The organism is Psychrobacter sp. 78a-MNA-CIBAN-0178 (assembly GCF_040309625.1).
Lineage (GTDB): Bacteria > Pseudomonadota > Gammaproteobacteria > Pseudomonadales > Moraxellaceae > Psychrobacter > Psychrobacter okhotskensis.
The window spans coordinates 139,279-159,171 of sequence record NZ_JBEOOZ010000004.1 but is presented as its reverse complement, the minus strand read 5'-3'; the positions used below and the strand labels follow the sequence as shown (position 1 = coordinate 159,171).

Below are 19,893 nucleotides of genomic sequence, written 5' to 3'. Positions count from 1 at the left end.
CTGACTGCCATTCAGTGCGTTAAACGTCATTAGTATGGGCGAGCAGCAGGAATGATACGATTGGTTATACGCTTTATAACCAATCGCCATATATCTAATCCGTACTGACACTTAACCTTACAAGCCGAGTATGGTATAAAGGTCGACGTTTGGGCATATCCTTAATTCCATTCATATCGCTCATTCAGTTTAACGCAGGCACCAATGGATAAACAAAAGGCATAGGGCGCAACTCTTATAATACGGCTTTATCTACGCAAGCATTGATTGACAGATACATTGCTGCTTATCGATGATAATAAAAGGCCATTAATGAATAATAGGTAGATTTTTATGGCGTTAATAGTACAGAAATACGGCGGCACCTCGATGGGCAGTATCGACCGCATCAAAAACGTCGCCAAACGAGTTAAGCGCTGGCATGATAATGGTCATCAAGTGGTGGTCGTTGTCTCTGCCATGAGCGGCGAAACCAACCGTTTGATTGATCTGGCACGCCAAATTAGCACCCAGCCTGATCCTCGCGAATACGATCAAATGGTCTCAACGGGTGAGCAGGTCTCTATCTCGTTACTTGCAATGGCCATCAAAGATCTTGGTATTGGTGCTCGTTCATTCACCGGTCGTCAGGTCGCTATTAAAACTGATAGCTCACATAATAAAGCCCGTATCGAAAGCATCGATGATAAAAACATTCGTGAGCAATTGGATGCTGGTAATATCGTGATTGTGGCTGGTTTTCAAGGTATCGATGAGGATGGTAATGCAACGACGTTAGGTCGCGGCGGCTCTGATACGACAGGTGTTGCGATTGCCGCAGCCTTGGGCGCAGATGAATGCCAAATCTATACCGACGTCGATGGTGTCTATACCACTGATCCACGCGTCACCTCAAAAGCCAAAAAGCTTGAAAAAATTACTTTTGAAGAAATGCTGGAGATGGCGAGCCTAGGCTCAAAAATCTTACAAATTCGCTCAGTAGAATTTGCGGGTAAATATGGCGTACCGCTACGCGTCCTCTCTAGCTTTGATGAAAATACCGATGGTAGCTTTGACGACGACTTTAAGAACAATGTCGGCACCCTAATTACGATAGACGAAGGAGACAATATGGAACAGGCAATCATCTCAGGTATCGCTTTTAATCGAGACGAAGCAAAAATAGTCGTGCGCGGTGTGCCCGATCACCCTGGCATCGCCTCTGCTATCTTGAGCCCTATTGGTCGCGCCAATATCGAAATTGACATGATAGTGCAAAACCTATCAACCAATGGCACCACTGACTTTACCTTTACGGTGAATCGTACTGACATGGACAAAACCATGAAAGTGTTAAACGATGAAGTCAAAGACGAGATTGGTGCCAAAGAAATCTTGGGTAACAGCGAAGTCGTCAAAGTTTCTTTGGTTGGTGTTGGTATGCGCTCGCATGCTGGGGTTGCTAGCCTCATGTTCCAAACCCTCGCAGAAAACAACATCAATATTCAAATGATATCGACCAGTGAAATCAAAGTATCTGTGCTTATCCAAGAGCAGTATCTAGAAAAAGCAGTTAAATCACTGCACACGGCATTTGGTCTTGATCGTGAAGATGGCGACAGCAAAATCGCTGGGCTATAATTTATATTAAAACCATTAAAAATATAGACATAGCATTAACAGTTATCGATTACATCGGCATCAATTACTTTCAATAATGTGTTTATCCAAATAGGGTCTTTTTAGATCCTATTTTTATTTTTATTATTGTTCTGATTGGTATATACCTAATAGTTTTGTGAAAACCCGTGACAGTATCTGTTATGCCCCCTATAATGGGGCTTTCATTTGGGCTAAATGAATCTACCTATCATTACCGCTATTCGCCTAACGTTAGACATAGTAGCTTGTAAGCTAAATACAAGGTGTGTTTAGTGCGGCGGTAATGTCCTGTAATTGAGAAGTAATCTGATGATTAATAATCTGTTGATGCGACATAAGGAGTGTGACGCATGTTAATTTTGACACGCCGCGTGGGCGAAACGTTAATGATTGGTGACGAGGTCAGTGTGACTGTCCTAGGCGTTAAAGGCAATCAAGTGCGTATCGGTGTTAATGCGCCAAAAGACATTGCCGTACACCGCGAAGAGATTTACCAACGCATACAGCATGAGCGTTCGGTACAATCACAAATGCAGCATCTTGAGCAAGGCAGTTTTGCGCCTTCCTTTGATGATGAAGACTATTTTAATCGCTAAGCTGAGTCTTAACACCTAACCACTAATAATCATTGAGCACACACCAAGCACCGTACTTTGCTTTTTAATCTGCTCTGAGGTCATTTATTTATGAGTATTCGCCAATCAGATGTATCGGCTCTACTTAATGGTTTGAATAAAAAAGCCATTGGATTCAATGATGTCATCAGTTTTATTGATGATTTTTATCGTTATGCGCCCGCTCCTTTCGTTAATGGCATGCAGCACAATGCCGCTGGCGAAAACGAAGGCAGTGCGAAAATTTTTGGTTTTGCCAAACACCATGGTCTCAATCAATTAGACACGCTGAAGCTATTTGGTGAGCATTATACCAAAGTGCTAGAGACGCCTAAAGGCACTGATCATGCCAATATCCGCAATTTTTTGCATTGGGGTTGGCAAGGGTTTTTGATGCAAAAGAATCCATTGACGGTCCGTCCAAGTGTTGATACGACTGCGCTTTAATCATTTTTAAGCACACAAAAAAGCCACGCTATATAATATAGCGTGGCTTTTTTATTGAGCGACTACTGCTGTGATTAGCGATACTCTTGCTTATTTATCACAAAGCTTATTTATCACGAAACTTAACTGGCTGGATAGCGCCCTTAGGATTGGGCATATTGGGATAATGATGTTCGTGCTCGACATCACATTCAGCACCGACGATTGAGCCATCGTCCTTTACAGGTTTATGAATATAACCGGTACGCTCGGCCGCAGGTAGATGCTCATGCTCCCAAACCATTACCGCTTGCATACAAGTGTCGCGCTGCTCAGGGGTTAATTTACGGCCATCTGGCCATTTGCCAAGCTCAATGGCCATACGGAATTTATCGACCACGTCTGGTGTTAGCGTTGCTAATATTGTTTGCTTATCCATCTCACTCTCCACGACTATTTTTTATACGACAACTGCTTTTATTCATCATCCATAATATCATCATCGATATCAAGACTGAATTCTTCGGCATGGACGTTCCAGTGTAGTTTGGTACGGCACGCCTCATAAAAATCAAATCCTGGAGGATGTAGCAGCGTTAGCTTATCAGGGTGCTTACGAATATAAAGCCGCTGCTCTTGGTCGAGCGGTATGCTGGGCTTGCCATCTGCACTAACCATCGGCTGCGTGCGATTGTCCTCATGGATGCGAATACAAACTTCGCTATTGCCACTGACTACAATCGGACGACTGGACAAGGTATGCGGATGCATGGGCACCAGACATATTGCATCCATACTCGGATGAATAATAGGGCCACCACCAGATAGTGCATAGGCTGTGGAACCAGTAGGCGTCGCCACAATCAAGCCATCGCTGTGCTGTCTATAGACATCGTGACCATCAATTTTCATCTGAAAATCAATCATATGTACTGACTTACCAGCATGCAATACGATATCATTGAGCGCCATATCTTCATGGATAATATTTCGCCCTTCTCGTATTTCCATCGTCAAGAGAAACCGATGATCCAACTGATAATCGCCCATCAATACTTGACGCAATTTAAAAGCAGCTTCATCAGGTTTGACATCAGCTAAAAAACCAAGGCGACCACGGTTGACGCCCAACACAGGTACGCGATAACGTGCCAGTGCTTCAGCAGCATGCAATATGGAACCATCACCACCGACGACGATGACCAAATCACAAATCTCACCAATCAAGCTACGCTTAACGATTTTGACTTTTTCGATCTCAGTGAGATCCAATGTTGGTAGATGGGCGGTTTGCATGTCCATTATCAGGGTGAGATTCATCTCATTGATCGTTTGGGCAATCTGCACCAGACTTTGGGTGACGCTGCGCTTGCCTGCGCGCCCCATTAATCCAATACGCCGAAACGCTGGATTTTTGATGGCGTGGAACAGCTCTGATGCATGTAAGTGTGGCAATCTTTCGGACTGCGCGGAGTTTTCCATAAAACGACTCGGAATAACGGTAAAATACAGGGCAATGATAGCGATAAATGAGCGCTTAAACTAGCATGTTTTATCAATTATCGTTGTTAACTGTCGTAATCAACCCCATATAACAACCATTGCACGCCCATTTATGGCCTGCTTACCGCGCTACTGAGCATCCCTAGCTAGTCCAAATAATAAGTCAGATGATGGCTGCGTCAATCCTTGACAGCCGTCACGCAAACACAGTTGACAATAACCAAGCTTTTGCTAAAGTAGCAGTAATTTATATCATTTTTAATTAAGGACATATGTATGGCCAATCCTATTGTCAGTCGCGCAGAGCTTGCGATCGGCGGTCAGCCGATGACCGTCAAAGGTGTCATCCAAAAGACCAGCTTGTTGCTTGGTTTATCTGCTATCACTGGTGTCGGCTTTTTCTTTTATGCGCTGATGGCAGGTCTATCACAAAGTTTTATTACCATGGCGGCCTTTGGTAGTATGTTTGCCGCTTTTGGCCTCGCAATCTTTATCACTTTTAAGCCACAAAAAGCCAAAACTTTCGCGGTCCCTTATGCGCTCTTAGAAGGTATCTTCTTAGGCGGCATCTCGCTGTTTTTTATGAGAATGTATCCAAGCGTGCCAGTGACTGCAATGTGTGCGACCTTTGTGACAGCAGCCGTTATGCTAGGGCTATATCGCTCTGGTCTCGTTAAGGTAACGCAAAAATTCCGCTCTATCGTCACCTCAGCGCTTATAGCCATCATGCTCGTTTATGTCGCCCAGTGGGTTCTTTCTTTAGCGTTCGGTTCGAGCTTACCTTTCTTATTTGAAGGTGGCGTTATCGCTATTGGCTTCAGTTTATTTGTGATTGTTATCGCTTCTTTTACGCTATTACTTGATTTTGATAACATTGATCGCGGCGTAGCAGCTGGTGTTTCTGAAGACTACGAATGGTTATTTAGTATCGGTATTCTTGCGACGCTAGTATGGATGTATATCGAATTTATGCGTCTGCTTAGCTACCTACAAGACTAATCTATAACTGGCTAATAATAATGATACCTAAAATAAAAACCGTCTTTTGCTAAAGGCGGTTTTTTTATATTTGAACCAAAGTAGGTATTATATGCAGATAAATACCACGTATAAGAAACTAAGCACGTTTTAGACGCAGCGCATTTAATACCACAAATAATGAGCTAAGCGACATTCCAATGGCGGCAAGCCAAGGTGGGACATAACCAAACGCGGCAGGTAATAATACGATACTGTTATAAGCCAGTGCCCAGCGGAAGTTTTGTTTGATAATGCGTTCCGTTTTATCCGCGATACGCTTGGCGGCCGTGATGGCTTCAATCTGTCCATTAAGGATGATGCTATCGCTTGACACCTGCGCCAAATCTGCCGCGCCAGCAATCGAAGTCGACACATCTGCTGCTGCCAACACGGGCGCATCATTAATACCGTCACCAACCATCAGCACAACTGACCCTTGTGCTTGCAGCTGCTGGATATGATTGACCTTATCTGTTGGTGACAGACCATTATATGCCGCCTGCATGCCCAAAGTCTCCGCCATGACCAGCGCCTGCGGACTGGGGTCGCCCGTCAGCATCACAGACTCAATACCTAAGCCTTTGAGCGTATCCAGCATTGAGCGGGCATTATCACGTACTTTATCGCTAAAGTAAAAGCACGCCAGCGCTTGCCATGTGGTTGAGGAGCTTGTTTGACAAGACAACACAACCGCTGAGCTGGCACGCTGGCTCAGTAAATCGATCGTTAAATCATTGTCTGCCTTTGCACCAGTAGCACCTTTATCCAAAGCAAAGTCTACATGACCAATACGATATAGAACGCCATCAATCATGGCTTCTACCCCGCCTGCTGGATAATGCAGCAAGGCTTGAGTGGGCGGCAGATGTAATTGATAAGCGGCGGTCAGTAGCGCATGAGCAATCGGGTGACGACTGCCTACTTCTAAGGCCGCAGCAATGGCTAAGAAACGGTCTTTTTGCAAAGGCAACGCGCTTGAGTCATCGTTTTCATCTTGGCTGAACGATTTTATTAGCTCAATGTTCAGTAAGTTTGGCTTGCCATAAGTCAATGTCCCTGTTTTATCAAAAGCCACATGCGTAATCTCTGCTAAGGTTTGCAGCGTATGACCACGCGTGGTCAAAAAGCCATAGCTGGCCAATCGATTGGTAGAGACAGTCAAAGCAATCGGTGTGGCTAGTGACAGCGCGCAAGGACAAGTCGCCACTAAGACTGCAACCGTTGCCCAAATAGCTTGGCTTGGATCGACAAAATACCAGCCGATAAATACCAATGCTGACAATACTAAAATCCGCGCCACAAACCAACGAGCCAGCTTGTCCGCTTGCTGTGCCAGTTTGGGCTTTTCACTCATGGCACGGTTCATCAGCCGATCAATTAATCCAATCTGACTGTCTTCTGGCAGTGCCGTGACCAGCATCTCAAACGGCTGACTGTCGTTTTGTGCGCCGCCGACGATATAGTCGCCTTGAGACTTGATGATTAAATCACCCTCACCCGTCAGCAGACTTTGGGAGACGGTCGCAGTTGGACTAAGCAAAATACCATCGCTGATAATCTCAGAGCCAGCCTCAACCATGATGATGTCACCCACTTGCAAGCTTTGAGCGGTCACCATCTGTTTTTGTTCTGCACCATACACTGGCTTTAACAAATCTGGCTTTAATAGGTCTGGTTGACGGCTGGTTTGTTGCCAGTCTTGAGCTATACGATTGGTTATTTGATGAACATTGGCATCCATACTCTGCATAAAATTGGGTGTATACTTCGTTGGAGCGCTGACTGCGGCACTTATTGCACTATCAGCACCTGTCTCATGAACTGCCTGATTAATAGCACTCGTATCTACTTTATCAAAGGCATTTTGTTGTAACTGCTGCAAAATGAGCGCAGCGTCTCCTTTGTTTTCAGCAATTTTTTGTACTAAAACTGGCTCTACCACTACTAAGTCATTGGCCATCGTCGCCGCTTTTAGACGAGCATTATACTCGATATAACGCCCTGCCAATAAGAAGAAAATAAACATGCTGACCGAATCATAATAGGTCTGACCGTTTCCAGTAATGGTGGCGTACAAACTGGCGAAAAATGTAACAATCAAGGCGATACTGACCGGTACATCCATATTGACTTGGCGCGCGCGAACTGCCGACCATGCAGACGTAAAGAACGGTATGCCCGCATAAAAGAACACGGGAATACTGACGAATAACGACACCCAACGCAAAAAATCGCGCTGTAATATCAACATCCCACTATATTCACCAAAATATAGCGCGACCGCATACATCATTGCTTGCATCGCACCAAGTGCAGCGATTCCTAGGCGTAGCAGCATCTTGTTATTGTGCTTAGCCAGCATTGCCTCATGGGTATCTTGACGGTAAGGCTTAGCTTCGTAGCCTATTTCATTGATAATAGCTAGAATACGGCTGATAGGCAGCTTACTCTCGTCCCAAATGACGCGCATACGCTGATTGGTCAAATTGACCTGACACTTATTGATACCATCAATCTCATAAAGACGCGATTCGATAAGCCACGTACAGGCAGCACAGCGCAAGTTGTTAACGGACAATTCTGCCACCGACAGACCATCTTGAGCGTAGACGAACTGTGATTTTATCTCATCATGATCATAGGCTTCGAGGCGCGTCAGTTGGGTAGGCAAACTTGCCGTACGGTTGATTTCCGAACGATCAAGATAATATTGCTCAAGCCCTGCCTCGACGATACTTTGCGAGGCCAACTGACAACCCATGCAGCACATCTCACGGGATTTACCCAATATATCGGCATAAAACGGCGGCTGCGGTACTGGATCGCCACAGTGGAAGCAATGACCAGCAAGGGGCAGTACCAACCCTTCGGTGATAGAGTTGTCTTCATAATAATGGCTGGAGGTTGGTATTGGTGAGGGGGCACTAGACATAATCGCGCTTACTTCCTTTAGACAGGTTTGCTCGAACCCAATTCACTTTGAGAAAACTTGCTATCATCAAATATGCCTAATGTTATTTAAAACAGCTATTTTAAATAAGCTCGACACGGCTAGCACAGATAGAGAATCAACCGCTAATTCATACAAAAAACATCGTTAGAATAATCGTAAATTGTTATCTTATATGGCACTGATAAAGCAAATTAAAAGCGCGCTGTGTTTTCGTATAAACATCGCTGTCAATAGATCGATTATACTATAAGCCGGTGCTGTGAACAGCATAACCCCTCACAGAGTCATCCCACTGAATGCCTGAGTTGATGATGATAGATTGAAAAATTTGTCAATTTGCGTCATTATGAGGCAGTTTTTTATCCCTAAATGGTGCATCATCCGTGCAAAAATCTAATTCTAAGCGACCAATCTCCAAGCTTCCTTCGTCATCTACGTCTGCTATCAGCACGCTACCCTCACAGCAGCGCGGCTTGGTCTTTAGTAGTATTTTATTAATTGTCATTATCGCTGGCATGGTGCTATTGGCGCTGTATTTGATCAAGCTTGATCGCACCATTACCCACAAGTTCGAAGGTAAGCGCTGGGATATTCCTGCCAAGGTATACTCGCAGCCACTTGAGCTTTACCAAGGTGCCAGCGTCGATAACAGCACGATTAAGACATGGCTCGAGCTGCTTAATTATCAAAGCAACAAAGCCTATGATCGCACCGGTACCTATCGTAAGTCTGGCAATACCTATTATATCCATACGCGCGGTTTTACTTATAGCTCCAACGATATAGACACTGAGCAAGTCATCAAAATGACGATTGCTGGTAATAAGATTGAGTCGATTCAAAGCACTTTACCGGCTAAGAGCGGCATTATTCGCCTTGAGCCGGTTAGTATTGGCGGTATTTACCCAGACAGCAATGAAGATCGTATGGTCGTCTCTTTAGATGAGGTGCCACAGCCATTGATTGATGCATTAATAGCCACGGAAGATCGCGGCTTTTATGAGCATAAAGGCGTATCGATACGCGGTATCGCCCGTGCAGTCATTAATAATTTCTCTGGCGGCTCTAGACAAGGTGGTTCGACCATCACCCAGCAGCTGATTAAAAACTTTTATCTGAATTCAGATCGCACCCTAAAACGCAAAGCCAATGAAGCCCTAATGGCTGTGTTACTTGAGCTCCATTATAGTAAAGATGAAATTCTACAAACGTATCTGAACGAGATTTACCTAGGACAAAACGGCAACCGCTCTATTAATGGCTTTGGTTTGGCAGCGCAGTTCTATTTTAATCAACCGCTGAACGAGCTGCGCTTAGACCAGCAAGCCTTGCTCGTTGGTATGGCAAAAGGCCCGAGTGTCTATAATCCACGTCGCCATCCAAACGATTCAAAAGCACGTCGTAATGTCGTTCTTAGCAACATGCTAGCGATGGGCACGCTCAGTCAAGCAGACTATGATAAAGCCATAGAGAGATCACTGGGTATCGCTGACAAGCCTGTCGAAGGCAAAAGCCAATTTCCTGACTTTCTCGATATCGTCAAGCGTGAATTGAATACCGTCTATTATTCTGATGACTTAAAAAATGAAGGTCTGACGATTATTAGTACGCTCGACCCTATTGCCCAATTAGCCGCCGATAAAGCAGTCGATAAAAAACTGGGCGAGCTCCGTCGTAGCAGCAGCAAAACCAAAGATTTACAAGGTGCCTTGGTCAGTGCCAATCCAGAGACTGGTGAGCTGGTCTCTGTGGTCGGTAGCGGCAGTGAATTTACGGGCTTTAACCGCGCCGTCGATGCCAAGCGTCAAGTGGGCTCTTTATTAAAACCGATCATTTATATGACAGCGCTCGAAAGCGGTCGCTATAATTTGGCAAGTTCGGTCGATGATTCACCAGTTACCGTCAACCTAAATGACGGTACGAAGTGGAATCCACAAAACTATGACAAGCGTGATCATGGTTATGTCCCCTTTACCACTGCACTGTCTCAGTCTTATAACCAAGCAGCGGTACGCTTAGGCATGGAATTTGGGATCGATACTTTTGCCAAGCAGCTACAGCGTATGGGTATTAAAGAGAAAATATCGCCTTATCCTTCTGCATTATTAGGATCGGTCAATCTTAGCCCAATGGATATGCTTGGCGTCTATCAAGTGTTTGCTACTGGTGGCTTTCGCACGCCCATTCATAGTATTCGTAGCGTCATTGATGATCGCGGTCGTATCTTGCAGCGCACTGGACTCAATACACAGCGTAGTATCCCGCCTGAGACCAACTTTTTGACCAATTACGCGCTACAGCAAGTGGTCGCCAGCGGAACGGCTAAACGAGCACAGTCGCTTGGTAGCAACCTGAATCTCGCTGGTAAAACAGGGACCACAAATGACTATCGCGACGCTTGGTTTGCTGGTTATAGTGGTAACTATGTCAGCGTGGTTTGGGTCGGTCGTGATGATAATAAGCCAATCGGTCTGAGTGGTGGCACAGGTGCATTACCAGTTTGGGTCGACTATATGAGTCGCTTAAAATTGACGCCAGTATCACTACCTGAGCCGGAAGGTATTGAGTGGTTATGGCTTGAAAACAATTCTGGTAAGCTATCAAATGAGCGCTGTACTGATGCGCGCTATTTGCCAGTAATGTCAGCACATTTGCCCGAAGAAGCCAGTAGTTGTGCCATCGGATTGTATCAACAAGATCGCGCTCAAGAACAGAGTGAGCAAGGCGCTATCAATCAGCAACGCCGCCGCGAAGGCTTAGACATTCCAAATGGCGAAGCGGTTGAGACCGAGAGCCAAGATGATAATGATGCGCAGGGCGGTGCCGATACTTGGTACGACCGTGCGGTTGAATGGTTCTAACATTGTTTTTAAAAACTTAAAAAGGGGCTTAACATGGTGTCATCTATACAGCAAAGCGTATCCGTTAAGCAGGACATTATTAGCACGGCTAAAAAGAATACCCTAGCGAATACGGTCCTTGCTGCTGGTGCGCTCGTTGGCATAATGAGCTTGAGTGCCTGTCAAACGGCGCCCATTACTGCGACGAGAACAACACCTGCTCAAACGATGCCAGCAACACAACGTCAAGAGACAGCAGCGCCTTCATCGGTTACCAACGTAAAACCTGCGACTCAAGCGCCGATTATTGATCACAGGGGCTATGGAGAAGGCGACGATAATGATGAAAAAAATGACTACCCTATCCAGTCTGATGCGCCGTCTGGCCCATCTTCAGCGACAAACCCATTAACGCAACAAACTCCAGTGTACACAGCGCCTAACTCCCCATCCAGTCCTGTGTTTTCACAGCCCGATGCCGTAATCATTACGCCGTCCCGTGATGACTATATAATTTCTGAACCTTCAATACCGTCGCACAATGACCTATTAGAGCGCGCGCGCCAAAACTCGCAACAACGCAGTCAACAAGCGGCTACTAACAACAGTGACCTGCCAGCATTTCGCAATCTTATGCAAACAGGGATTGGTCAGTTAAAATCAGGCAAGCTGACCAATGCTGAGAGCAGCTTTACCCGCGCCCAGCGCCTCGCGCCCAAATCCTCAGCGGTGTATTTTTATCTGGCACAAGTCGCTCTCAAAAAGAACCAACCGCGCAAGGCAGAAGCCATGGCTCGCCGTGGTCTTAGCGTCTCGCAAGATGCCAATCGCAGACGCGCGCTCTGGCAAATTATTTTGCAATCAGGGCAAGCGCAGGGTAACTCACGCGTCATCAATGAAGCAAAGCAAGCACTGCGTTAGTATCAAGACATACCGAAGTGAGTAAATACTAAGTCTATAACTTGCTATCTACTCACTTTTTATATTGTGCATACGCATCATTTATCCAAAACACTCATTTTTATTTTAGATTAAGGTTATCGTTATGGCATGGCAACAACTGCACTTACAGTGTGAAAAAGCAAACGTCGATCTGGCTGAGGCGCTGTTACTAGAAGCAGGTGCACTATCAATCGCTTTAGATGACGCAGGGGATCAACCCTTGTTTGAGCCATTGCCTGGTGAGTCACCCTTATGGGATGAAGTGATCCTGACAGGATTGTTCGATGCCAGCACAGACACTGGTAGCCGTCATGCGGTTGAACAGTTAAGTCACGAAATTGGCGCACAGGTACACGCCAGTCGTATTTGGCTAAGTGCTGTGGATGATAAAGATTGGGAACGTGAATGGATGAGCAATTATCATCCTATAGAATGCGCCAATAACTTATGGATTGTGCCTAACTGGATAACGCCGCCCAATCCTGAGGCGACCAATATCATTATGGACCCCGGCTTAGCCTTTGGTACTGGTTATCATGCCACCACTCGCCTATGCCTCGACTGGCTAACAGAGCAAGATCTGAGTGATAAAGTGGTGATTGATTATGGTTGTGGCTCAGGAATTTTAGGTATTGCGGCATTATTGTTAGGGGCACGTCACGTCTATGCCGTTGATATCGATCCACAAGCTGTGCTGGCGACCAACCAAAATGCCGTACGCAATCATGTCGATGATCGGTTGCAAGCATTTTTACCCGAAGACTTTACTGATTACTGGAAACAAAACGACGTCAAACCCGTAGAAGTGATGGTCGCCAACATTTTAGCGAAGCCCCTTATTGGCTTAGCACCTTACTTTGTCACCTTAATGGCACCAAAAAGTCGTATCGTGTTAGCCGGCTTAATCGAGTCACAAACTGAAGAAGTGACTGCTGCGTATCAGCCTTATTTTGCGCTCGATCCGAAGCACGCCTTTACGGCGCAAGAGGACCAACATTGGCAGCGTTTATCTGGTACATTTACAGGCTAGCAACATTTAATTACATCTGTTACGATAGAGGGGCAGTCAAATGTTATGTATTTGACGCCACTCTGTCCTTGTCTATCACTCATAAATGTATCAAGCATTTAACGATGAGTATCTAAGTAGAAGCCTGAGTAGTAGAGGCAGCTATTGGTGAGTGGCTACGCGGTATTGATAACCATACTTTTTTGGATTCGACCCTATGACCACGCCAATAAAAACTCAGTGCCCTCATTGCCAAGCTTGCTTTAAATTACAACAAACCCAGTTAAATAAAGTAAACACCGCCGTTTGCTGTGATCAGTGTCAGCAGAGTTTTTTGGTCAATAAGCACCTTATCGTCACCACCGATACGCCACCAAAAATGGCAGATAGCACCACCACCGACCCAAATAACACAAGTAATGTCAAACCGCCTATTCATAAACAACTTTCTAATAAGCAATCTTCAGCCGTCTTATCTTCTGACAGCTTAATTCATGATGGTTTAATTTATGATGACATGGATATCGACGAAGCAGATGAAAGCAGTTTGGAATATGACTCGTTAGAAAATATGGACGCTTGGCTGACCCATGCAACCGACAGTAGTCATACTAATTCTATAGCCAGTAATAAGCTTGATAAAACGCCCAAGTCAGCAGCGCAATCAGCGTCGGCAGCAACGCAGTCTACCTCACCTGCTCAGGTTGCACTTAGTTCAGCGGCGGCCAATAACATCCATGCCAATATTGATGATACGACTGACAACGCTTGGCTCGAAGATCTGCTCAAAGAGCAAAATAAAAATGACAATAGCATCCAAGAGGATACGGATTTATCGCAGCTATTGCTTAGCATGGGTGTACCCTTTAGAGACGAAGACCGAACACATGAAGAGCGGGTCAAAAAAATGCAAGCGCAAGCGAAATTCGCGCCGACACCAGCGCGGCATTCAATTGCCTCTCTACTGTGGACGCTAGGCTGTTTGGTACTGGCGCTGCTACTTTTTGCCCAGTATGTTATTTTTAATTTAGAAACCTTGGTAAAAAATCCCGCTCATGCAGAACGCCTACAGACAATCTGCACAATCGCGGCTTGCAGCCTTCCTAGCGCTGACTTATCTGCCTTGACGATCACTGAGCTCAATCACAAGCCTAGCCAAATTAAAAAAACGGGGACTTTTAGTGAGGTAAGTGCAACGTTAAACAACCAAAGCCCACAAGCCCAGCTTTACCCTAATGTTAAGGTCAGTGTTTACGGGACAGATGCCCTACTCGGAGAGTTTATTGCAGCACCAGATGATTATCTATTGAGTACCCAAAACCAAATAGCGGCTGCCAGTCGCAGACAACTGCTATTTACGATACCGGTTGCCAATGCTCAAATCCGTGAAGTCCGTATTAATCCTATTTATTGAAGCAGACCTTAATAAATAGAAGTAATAAGCGAGACCTTAATAAATAGCAGTAACGAAATGCTTTGGAATTGAACAGTCTTCATTGAATAGCATTGCTACTGAGATAACGTCCAATCTGTCAATGCTAACCGATATTAATTTGTTATAATACCCGTCTAAACCCCTATGGTTTGACTCTTTTTAATCTCAAGGACATTATCTTATGGCAACTCATGCACAGCATAATGCCAATCGTTTTGCCCAAAGCTCTGAGCATCTTGCCGATTATAATAAAGACGATTATCAGCATTCTATCCGTGATTTAGAGCCTTCTCTAGATAGCCTTATGAACAATGGGCATACTCCTGAACCTTTGCGTGTGAACGTAGAGCGAGTGGTGCGTCAGTATTTTGCGATGTTAGGCGATGAGATACCCACCGATTTGTATGAGCTTATCTTAAAACAAATCGAAGAGCCGCTATTGTCTGTCGTCCTTGAGCAAACGCGCGGCAATCAGACCAAATGCGCGCAAATCTTGGGTCTCAATCGTGGTACGTTACGCAAAAAACTTAAAACCTATAACTTAATGTAACCTCGGCCAGATGAGCTTACCGATCGTCATTAACCCTCATTATGTATGGCAATTTATCGTTTATGACCTTATCCACTGTGATACTGTCGGCAGCGATTGTCATTATCACCTTGCCAGACGTTTACGTCAGGCTTTTTTTATGGAAATTTCTTATGAGTACAGCCCCACTTGCCCTACTGTCGGTCTCCGATAAATCCAATATCGTCGAATTTGCTCAAGGCCTTATTAAAGCAGGCTTTGCTTTGTTATCTACTGGCGGTACTTATCGACTGCTGACAGAGCATAATGTTGCGGTGACCGAAGTGTCAGACTATACCGGTTTTCCTGAAATGATGGACGGTCGTGTAAAGACGCTACACCCTAAAATTCATGGTGGCATCTTAGGACGCCGTGGCACTGACGATGCGGTTATGAGCGATCATCAAATTGAGCGTATTGATTTGGTCGTGGTAAATCTTTATCCATTTGCCGAGACGATTGCTCGTGCGGATGTCACCATGAACGATGCCATCGAAAACATCGATATCGGTGGTCCTACGATGGTACGTTCTGCGGCGAAAAATCACGCCCACGTTGGTATCGTAACCGATCCTGCTGATTATACGCGCGTACTTGAAGCCTTGGGTGATGGCACTAAACTGACCACGTCCCTACGCTACGACTTAGCGGTGAAAGCCTTTGAACATACTGCACAATACGACGGTATGATTGCCAACTTCTTAGGTAGCCGAGTTAATGAGACTCAAGAGCCAGAGAATTTTTCACGCACCTTTAACGTGCAGCTAGAAAAAGCACAAGATCTACGTTACGGTGAAAACCCACATCAAAACGCGGCATTTTATACAGAAAATAATCCACTAAAAAGCCAGCAAGCTTCTATTGCCACGGCGAAGCAATTACAAGGTAAGGCACTGTCTTATAACAACATCGCTGATACTGATGCAGCACTTGAGTGCGTAAAAGCGTTCAGCGCCCCTGCTTGCGTCATCGTTAAGCATGCCAACCCTTGCGGTGTCGCGGTCGATACCGACCAAGTCGCTGCTTATAACACCGCTTTTAGCACCGATCCTGAGTCTTCTTTTGGTGGTATTATTGCCTTTAACCGCCCATTGACCGTTGCGGCAGCAAAAGCAATTATCGACAATCAATTTGTAGAAGTGATTATTGCACCTAGTATCGAAGATGGGGTGCTTGAGGCGACTGCTGCTAAGAAAAATGTGCGCGTCTTGGTATGCGGCGAGCTACCAACCCCTGAGCAGCGCGAAAGCCAGCTCGACTATAAGCGCGTTAACGGCGGGCTGCTCGTACAAGAGCAGGATCTGGGTTTGATTACTGCCAATGACCTAAAAATCGTCACGGATGTGCAACCAACGGAAGCGCAGATTGCTGATTTACTGTTCAGCTGGAACGTCGCAAAATACGTCAAATCTAACGCCATCGTTTATGCCAAAGGTCAGCGCACTATTGGTGTTGGCGCCGGTCAAATGAGCCGCGTCAACTCAGCACGTATCGCTGCTATCAAAGCTGAACATGCTGGCTTGGCGACAGAAGGCGCTGTTATGGCTTCAGATGCCTTCTTCCCGTTCCGTGATGGCATTGATAACGCTGCTGAAGTCGGCATCTCGGCGATCATCCAGCCGGGTGGTTCTATGCGTGATAACGAAACGATTGCTGCGGCTAATGAGCATGGTATCGCCATGGTATTCACTGGTATGCGTCATTTCCGTCATTAATCTGCTGTCAAGATAATGCTGTTCAGACAAATTTTTTAAGAATAAATCAAAATCGTATTGCATAAAAAAAGCCACTATCAATAGTGGCTTTTTTATACTTAAGATTTGATAAAGCTTATTCAGACAAAGGGTTTAACAAATGCCTTATAAGTGGCTTAACGTCCTTGCGCATTGGCCATATTAGTCTCATTAATTTCAACCTTATACACTAAACGTAGATACTCTAGATAGTCTTGTAGCTGATCTTGACCCAAATTATCACGGATAATAGATGCCGTTTGCGCACGTTGCATATCAGACAGTGGTGATTGTTGTTCGGTCTTGATACGATCACCAACCAATAACGTCGCACCCATCTCTGTTTTACTCGCAATAGCAACAACGCCATTATTGGCCGCTTGCTGACTAAATGCCAAGCCGCGCTCTTTTTCTGTCAATCGTGTGGTTTGACGATTGACTTCGCCTAAGGCTTGAAATCTGACCGGTTGCTTACCGATATCGGCCGTTGTTTTAATACCAGCCGCCAGTTTTTTAGCGTCTTTTAACGCCAATGCTGTGGCTTTTTGCTGACGTAATATCTGTGTGATTCTTGGCGTAGCCGCTGCCAGAGTAAGCGTCTTGGTAGGACGATAATTGCTTGGCTGTACCCATACCGTGCCATTACCAACTTCAATACCTGCCGTCACCGCTTGGTCTTGAATCGTAAACTCATCAAAAGCTTGCTTAATCACTGCTGGTTGCGACAATGCTGACTGGTTGCCTTTTTTACGATAATCTTTGATACGCTTTAGTGTCACGCCCTCTTGCTGAGCAATATCTTCGATACTAAAACCATCTGCTGCCAAATCGTTAATTGCCGTGACTTTATCGGCATACATTTCCTGACGCTTATACTCTTTGGCCTTAACCGTTAGCTCTTCACGCATACTCTCGAGGCTAGGTACTTTACTACCATTGTCTTCGGTTACAGTAAATATCTGATAACCAAAGCTGGTCTTAACTGGTGCACTCACATCGCCAACGCTCAAGCCTTCCAAGGCTTTTTCAACTGCTGCTGCGTCATTGCCAAATACAGAAGGATTGAAGCGACCGATGTCACCACCCGTCTCTCCTGATGGATCGTCAGATTCTGTCTTAGCAAGCTTGCTAAAAGCCTCACCTTTATCCAAACGGGCTTTTACTTTATCTGCTCGAGCCTTGGCATCCTTACCCGTTATCAATATTTGACTGATTTTGCGCTCATCGACTACAGCCAGTCCTTGCTTATAGGCGGCGTACTGCTGCTGCAAATCTTCTGTCGTGACATCAGTGATTTGGACCGTCTGCGGGCTCAATTGCAGGTAAGCCAAGTCGACCATTGCCGCACTTTTTAGCGTGTCTTTATTGGCATCATAGTAGGCTTGTATATCGTTTTTACTCAGCTTCACTTGTTCTTGGTAATCCTGCCAATTAAAGCGATGCAACCAAATATTACGCGACTCTAGCTGTAGATCTATTAGCTGACTAACCGCTTGCATCGGATACACTGCCGTACCAACGATACTGGCATTCAGCTGATCGAGGCTTAACTGGTTACGAAACTCAGCAAACAGCTGATCTTTGGTCATACCGCGCTGACGCAAAAAGTTTGAAAACTGATCGTTTGAAAAATTGCCATCCGCATCTTTAAAGATCTCTTCTTGACGCAGTAGACGATTGATGGTGTCGTCAGAGACCGTCATACCCAGCTTACCCGCTTGCTGCTCTAGCAAAGTTCGATCAATCAGACCTTTTAGTACTTGCTCATGCAGCACATCTTCATTCAATAAACTGGCATCATCAATTTGCTCTAAGGTCTCAGTACGGCGATTATTAACAGCAGTCTGATATTCTGATAATCCAACACTTGCCTCACCTACTTGCGCAATTTGGTTGGGATCGACACCGCCACCAAAGTAGCTTTCGACACCCAATAGAGCGAGCGGCGATAGGCATAAAATCAATAAAATGCGACCTGGCCAGCTTTTTAAGAAATCGCGCAATTTATCCATAGTTATCTCTGCTTTATTAACCTATATTGATGAAAGACCATTTAATGCTATCTAAGCAGGCAATGGCAAGGGTAAAAACCTGGGCAAGTTATAAGGGCAAAATAAGGCTTGTCTAAACAACCCCACTATCGCGCGCCTATGATACGTGATTTTTACGCTAGACTCAAAATATTCACGTTATATGATACAAACGATGGCTGTAAAAAAAGCACCTAATATTTAGGTGCTTTTTTTGCGGTTTCACTTATTACTTAGGCTGTAGCCAATCAATAAGCGATTCTCTATCATTTTACTATCAACAAACGCTATTTTTATTCGTATGACACGTCATTATGTAGGGTTTGTCTGTAATAGAGTGACTTAACTATATCGGCTTAGTTCAAGCGCTCTTTTAAGTTTTTACCAGCTTTGAAGCTTGGTACTTTGCTTGCTGGAATGCTAAGCTCTTCACCAGTCTTAGGGTTACGGCCAGTACGAGCCTTACGGTCTTTTACGCTAAAAGTACCAAAACCAACTAGTGAAATGCTTTCGCCAGCTTCTAGAGCTTCGCCAACGCTTTCCATAACAGCATTCAATGCATCGCCAGCTTGAGTTTTATTTAGACCACTTTTATCGGCGATGCTATCAATTAATTCTGACTTATTCATAAAATTTCCTTCAAGTTTAAGGGGGATAATAAACGCTCACGCCAGGTATTGTATCGCTCTCATAGCACTTAAGCAATAAAAACCACCTGACTCACGCATAAACAGGTTTCGCTTTGTTAACGTCTTTATATCAAGGCAGCATAAGGAGCGCAAGCAATTTTACATATTTTTGTGCACTGTACTACGTATTTGACACCCAATGTTACGCAAAATATATGCAACTGAACATCTGACTGTTTTTTAACTCATACATTAAACAATACCTTTACGAGTTATTACTTTTACGAGTTATTCAGCTTTTGATGACAGCACTATAGACATTACTACGCGCAAATCCTAACAGTTTCGTTAACGATATATTATTAGCAATATAGTTCTAGGGATTAGTGACATAACGCTAAGCATTAGTGAGATGATTTTAAGACAATTATTTGCTAAGTGACAGAAACCAACGTTACTTTTTATTATAAAGACGTTACTATAAGCAAAATCTTGCTATATGTTTTGAGTCGGCTTTGACTCTTGTTTGTCTTTTTGCCTCTAACTTGCC

14 protein-coding genes and 1 pseudogene are annotated in these 19,893 nt (G+C 44.8%); 10 read left to right on the top strand and 5 right to left on the bottom strand.

The window, feature by feature from the left end:
• The first annotated feature begins 333 nt into the window (after window positions 1-333).
• The 3 genes and pseudogenes from AAEY80_RS04665 (at window position 334) to AAEY80_RS04655 (ending at window position 2,702) form a co-directional block, all read left to right on the top strand.
• On the top strand, window positions 334-1,620 hold the full coding sequence (locus AAEY80_RS04665; protein ID WP_025653037.1) for an aspartate kinase: 1,287 nt from the start codon (window positions 334-336) through the stop codon (window positions 1,618-1,620).
• A 371-nt stretch (window positions 1,621-1,991) separates the two neighbouring features.
• Window positions 1,992-2,159, top strand: a pseudogene (gene csrA, locus AAEY80_RS04660) (carbon storage regulator CsrA); the annotation flags it as partial.
• A 168-nt stretch (window positions 2,160-2,327) separates the two neighbouring features.
• Window positions 2,328-2,702: a HopJ type III effector protein gene (locus AAEY80_RS04655; protein WP_037026278.1), complete on the top strand. Its 375-nt coding sequence runs from the start codon at window positions 2,328-2,330 to the stop codon at window positions 2,700-2,702.
• 106 nt (window positions 2,703-2,808) lie between these two features.
• On the opposite strand, the gene AAEY80_RS04650 is transcribed toward AAEY80_RS04655, so the two are convergent.
• A complete protein-coding gene (locus AAEY80_RS04650; RefSeq protein WP_025653035.1) occupies window positions 2,809-3,120 on the bottom strand; it encodes a YeaC family protein in 312 nt (103 codons plus the stop codon).
• Window positions 3,121-3,158: 38 nt separating this feature from the next.
• On the bottom strand, window positions 3,159-4,163 hold the full coding sequence (locus AAEY80_RS04645; protein ID WP_173238908.1) for an NAD(+) kinase: 1,005 nt from the start codon (window positions 4,161-4,163) through the stop codon (window positions 3,159-3,161).
• Between the two features lie 297 nt (window positions 4,164-4,460).
• On the opposite strand from AAEY80_RS04645, the gene AAEY80_RS04640 reads away from it, so the two are divergent.
• Complete coding sequence (locus AAEY80_RS04640; RefSeq protein WP_201606947.1) at window positions 4,461-5,183, top strand: Bax inhibitor-1/YccA family protein; 723 nt, start codon at window positions 4,461-4,463, stop codon at window positions 5,181-5,183.
• A gap of 118 nt (window positions 5,184-5,301) precedes the next feature.
• On the opposite strand, the gene AAEY80_RS04635 is transcribed toward AAEY80_RS04640, so the two are convergent.
• The gene (locus tag AAEY80_RS04635) at window positions 5,302-8,136 is read right to left on the bottom strand and encodes a heavy metal translocating P-type ATPase (RefSeq protein ID WP_025653032.1); all 2,835 of its coding nucleotides are present in this window, start codon (window positions 8,134-8,136) and stop codon (window positions 5,302-5,304) included.
• Window positions 8,137-8,540: 404 nt separating this feature from the next.
• Between AAEY80_RS04635 and mrcB the strand changes: the two genes are divergently transcribed.
• From mrcB to purH, 6 genes are all read left to right on the top strand, one after another.
• On the top strand, window positions 8,541-11,018 hold the full coding sequence (gene mrcB / locus AAEY80_RS04630) for a penicillin-binding protein 1B (RefSeq protein WP_025653031.1): 2,478 nt from the start codon (window positions 8,541-8,543) through the stop codon (window positions 11,016-11,018).
• 33 nt (window positions 11,019-11,051) lie between these two features.
• Window positions 11,052-11,918, top strand: a complete 867-nt coding sequence (locus AAEY80_RS04625) for a tetratricopeptide repeat protein (RefSeq protein ID WP_025653030.1) — start codon at window positions 11,052-11,054, stop codon at window positions 11,916-11,918.
• A 124-nt stretch (window positions 11,919-12,042) separates the two neighbouring features.
• Complete coding sequence (gene prmA, locus AAEY80_RS04620) at window positions 12,043-12,969, top strand: 50S ribosomal protein L11 methyltransferase (protein WP_201565689.1); 927 nt, start codon at window positions 12,043-12,045, stop codon at window positions 12,967-12,969.
• Window positions 12,970-13,165: 196 nt separating this feature from the next.
• A complete protein-coding gene (locus tag AAEY80_RS04615) occupies window positions 13,166-14,362 on the top strand; it encodes a DUF3426 domain-containing protein (protein WP_025653028.1) in 1,197 nt (398 codons plus the stop codon).
• Window positions 14,363-14,687: 325 nt separating this feature from the next.
• Entirely contained in the window at window positions 14,688-14,933 is a 246-nt protein-coding gene (locus AAEY80_RS04610) for a helix-turn-helix domain-containing protein (RefSeq protein ID WP_037026284.1), read from the top strand.
• 152 nt (window positions 14,934-15,085) lie between these two features.
• On the top strand, window positions 15,086-16,666 hold the full coding sequence (purH, locus tag AAEY80_RS04605) for a bifunctional phosphoribosylaminoimidazolecarboxamide formyltransferase/IMP cyclohydrolase (protein ID WP_201615762.1): 1,581 nt from the start codon (window positions 15,086-15,088) through the stop codon (window positions 16,664-16,666).
• Window positions 16,667-16,821: 155 nt separating this feature from the next.
• On the opposite strand, the gene AAEY80_RS04600 is transcribed toward purH, so the two are convergent.
• Together AAEY80_RS04600 and AAEY80_RS04595 are read right to left on the bottom strand one after the other, a co-directional pair.
• Entirely contained in the window at window positions 16,822-18,696 is a 1,875-nt protein-coding gene (locus tag AAEY80_RS04600) for a SurA N-terminal domain-containing protein (RefSeq protein ID WP_025653025.1), read from the bottom strand.
• 374 nt (window positions 18,697-19,070) lie between these two features.
• Window positions 19,071-19,343, bottom strand: coding sequence for an HU family DNA-binding protein (locus AAEY80_RS04595; protein WP_025653024.1), 273 nt, complete (start codon window positions 19,341-19,343; stop codon window positions 19,071-19,073).
• Window positions 19,344-19,893: the final 550 nt, after the last annotated feature.

Coding starts and splice junctions, on each gene's coding strand:
- AAEY80_RS04665 (WP_025653037.1), top strand. CDS start 334: ATGGCGTTAATAGTACAGAAATACGGCGGCACCTCGATGGGCAGTATC.
- AAEY80_RS04655 (WP_037026278.1), top strand. CDS start 2,328: ATGAGTATTCGCCAATCAGATGTATCGGCTCTACTTAATGGTTTGAAT.
- AAEY80_RS04650 (WP_025653035.1), bottom strand. CDS start 3,120: ATGGATAAGCAAACAATATTAGCAACGCTAACACCAGACGTGGTCGAT.
- AAEY80_RS04645 (WP_173238908.1), bottom strand. CDS start 4,163: ATGGAAAACTCCGCGCAGTCCGAAAGATTGCCACACTTACATGCATCA.
- AAEY80_RS04640 (WP_201606947.1), top strand. CDS start 4,461: ATGGCCAATCCTATTGTCAGTCGCGCAGAGCTTGCGATCGGCGGTCAG.
- AAEY80_RS04635 (WP_025653032.1), bottom strand. CDS start 8,136: ATGTCTAGTGCCCCCTCACCAATACCAACCTCCAGCCATTATTATGAA.
- AAEY80_RS04625 (WP_025653030.1), top strand. CDS start 11,052: ATGGTGTCATCTATACAGCAAAGCGTATCCGTTAAGCAGGACATTATT.
- prmA (WP_201565689.1), top strand. CDS start 12,043: ATGGCATGGCAACAACTGCACTTACAGTGTGAAAAAGCAAACGTCGAT.
- AAEY80_RS04615 (WP_025653028.1), top strand. CDS start 13,166: ATGACCACGCCAATAAAAACTCAGTGCCCTCATTGCCAAGCTTGCTTT.
- AAEY80_RS04610 (WP_037026284.1), top strand. CDS start 14,688: ATGAACAATGGGCATACTCCTGAACCTTTGCGTGTGAACGTAGAGCGA.
- purH (WP_201615762.1), top strand. CDS start 15,086: ATGAGTACAGCCCCACTTGCCCTACTGTCGGTCTCCGATAAATCCAAT.
- AAEY80_RS04600 (WP_025653025.1), bottom strand. CDS start 18,696: ATGGATAAATTGCGCGATTTCTTAAAAAGCTGGCCAGGTCGCATTTTA.
- AAEY80_RS04595 (WP_025653024.1), bottom strand. CDS start 19,343: ATGAATAAGTCAGAATTAATTGATAGCATCGCCGATAAAAGTGGTCTA.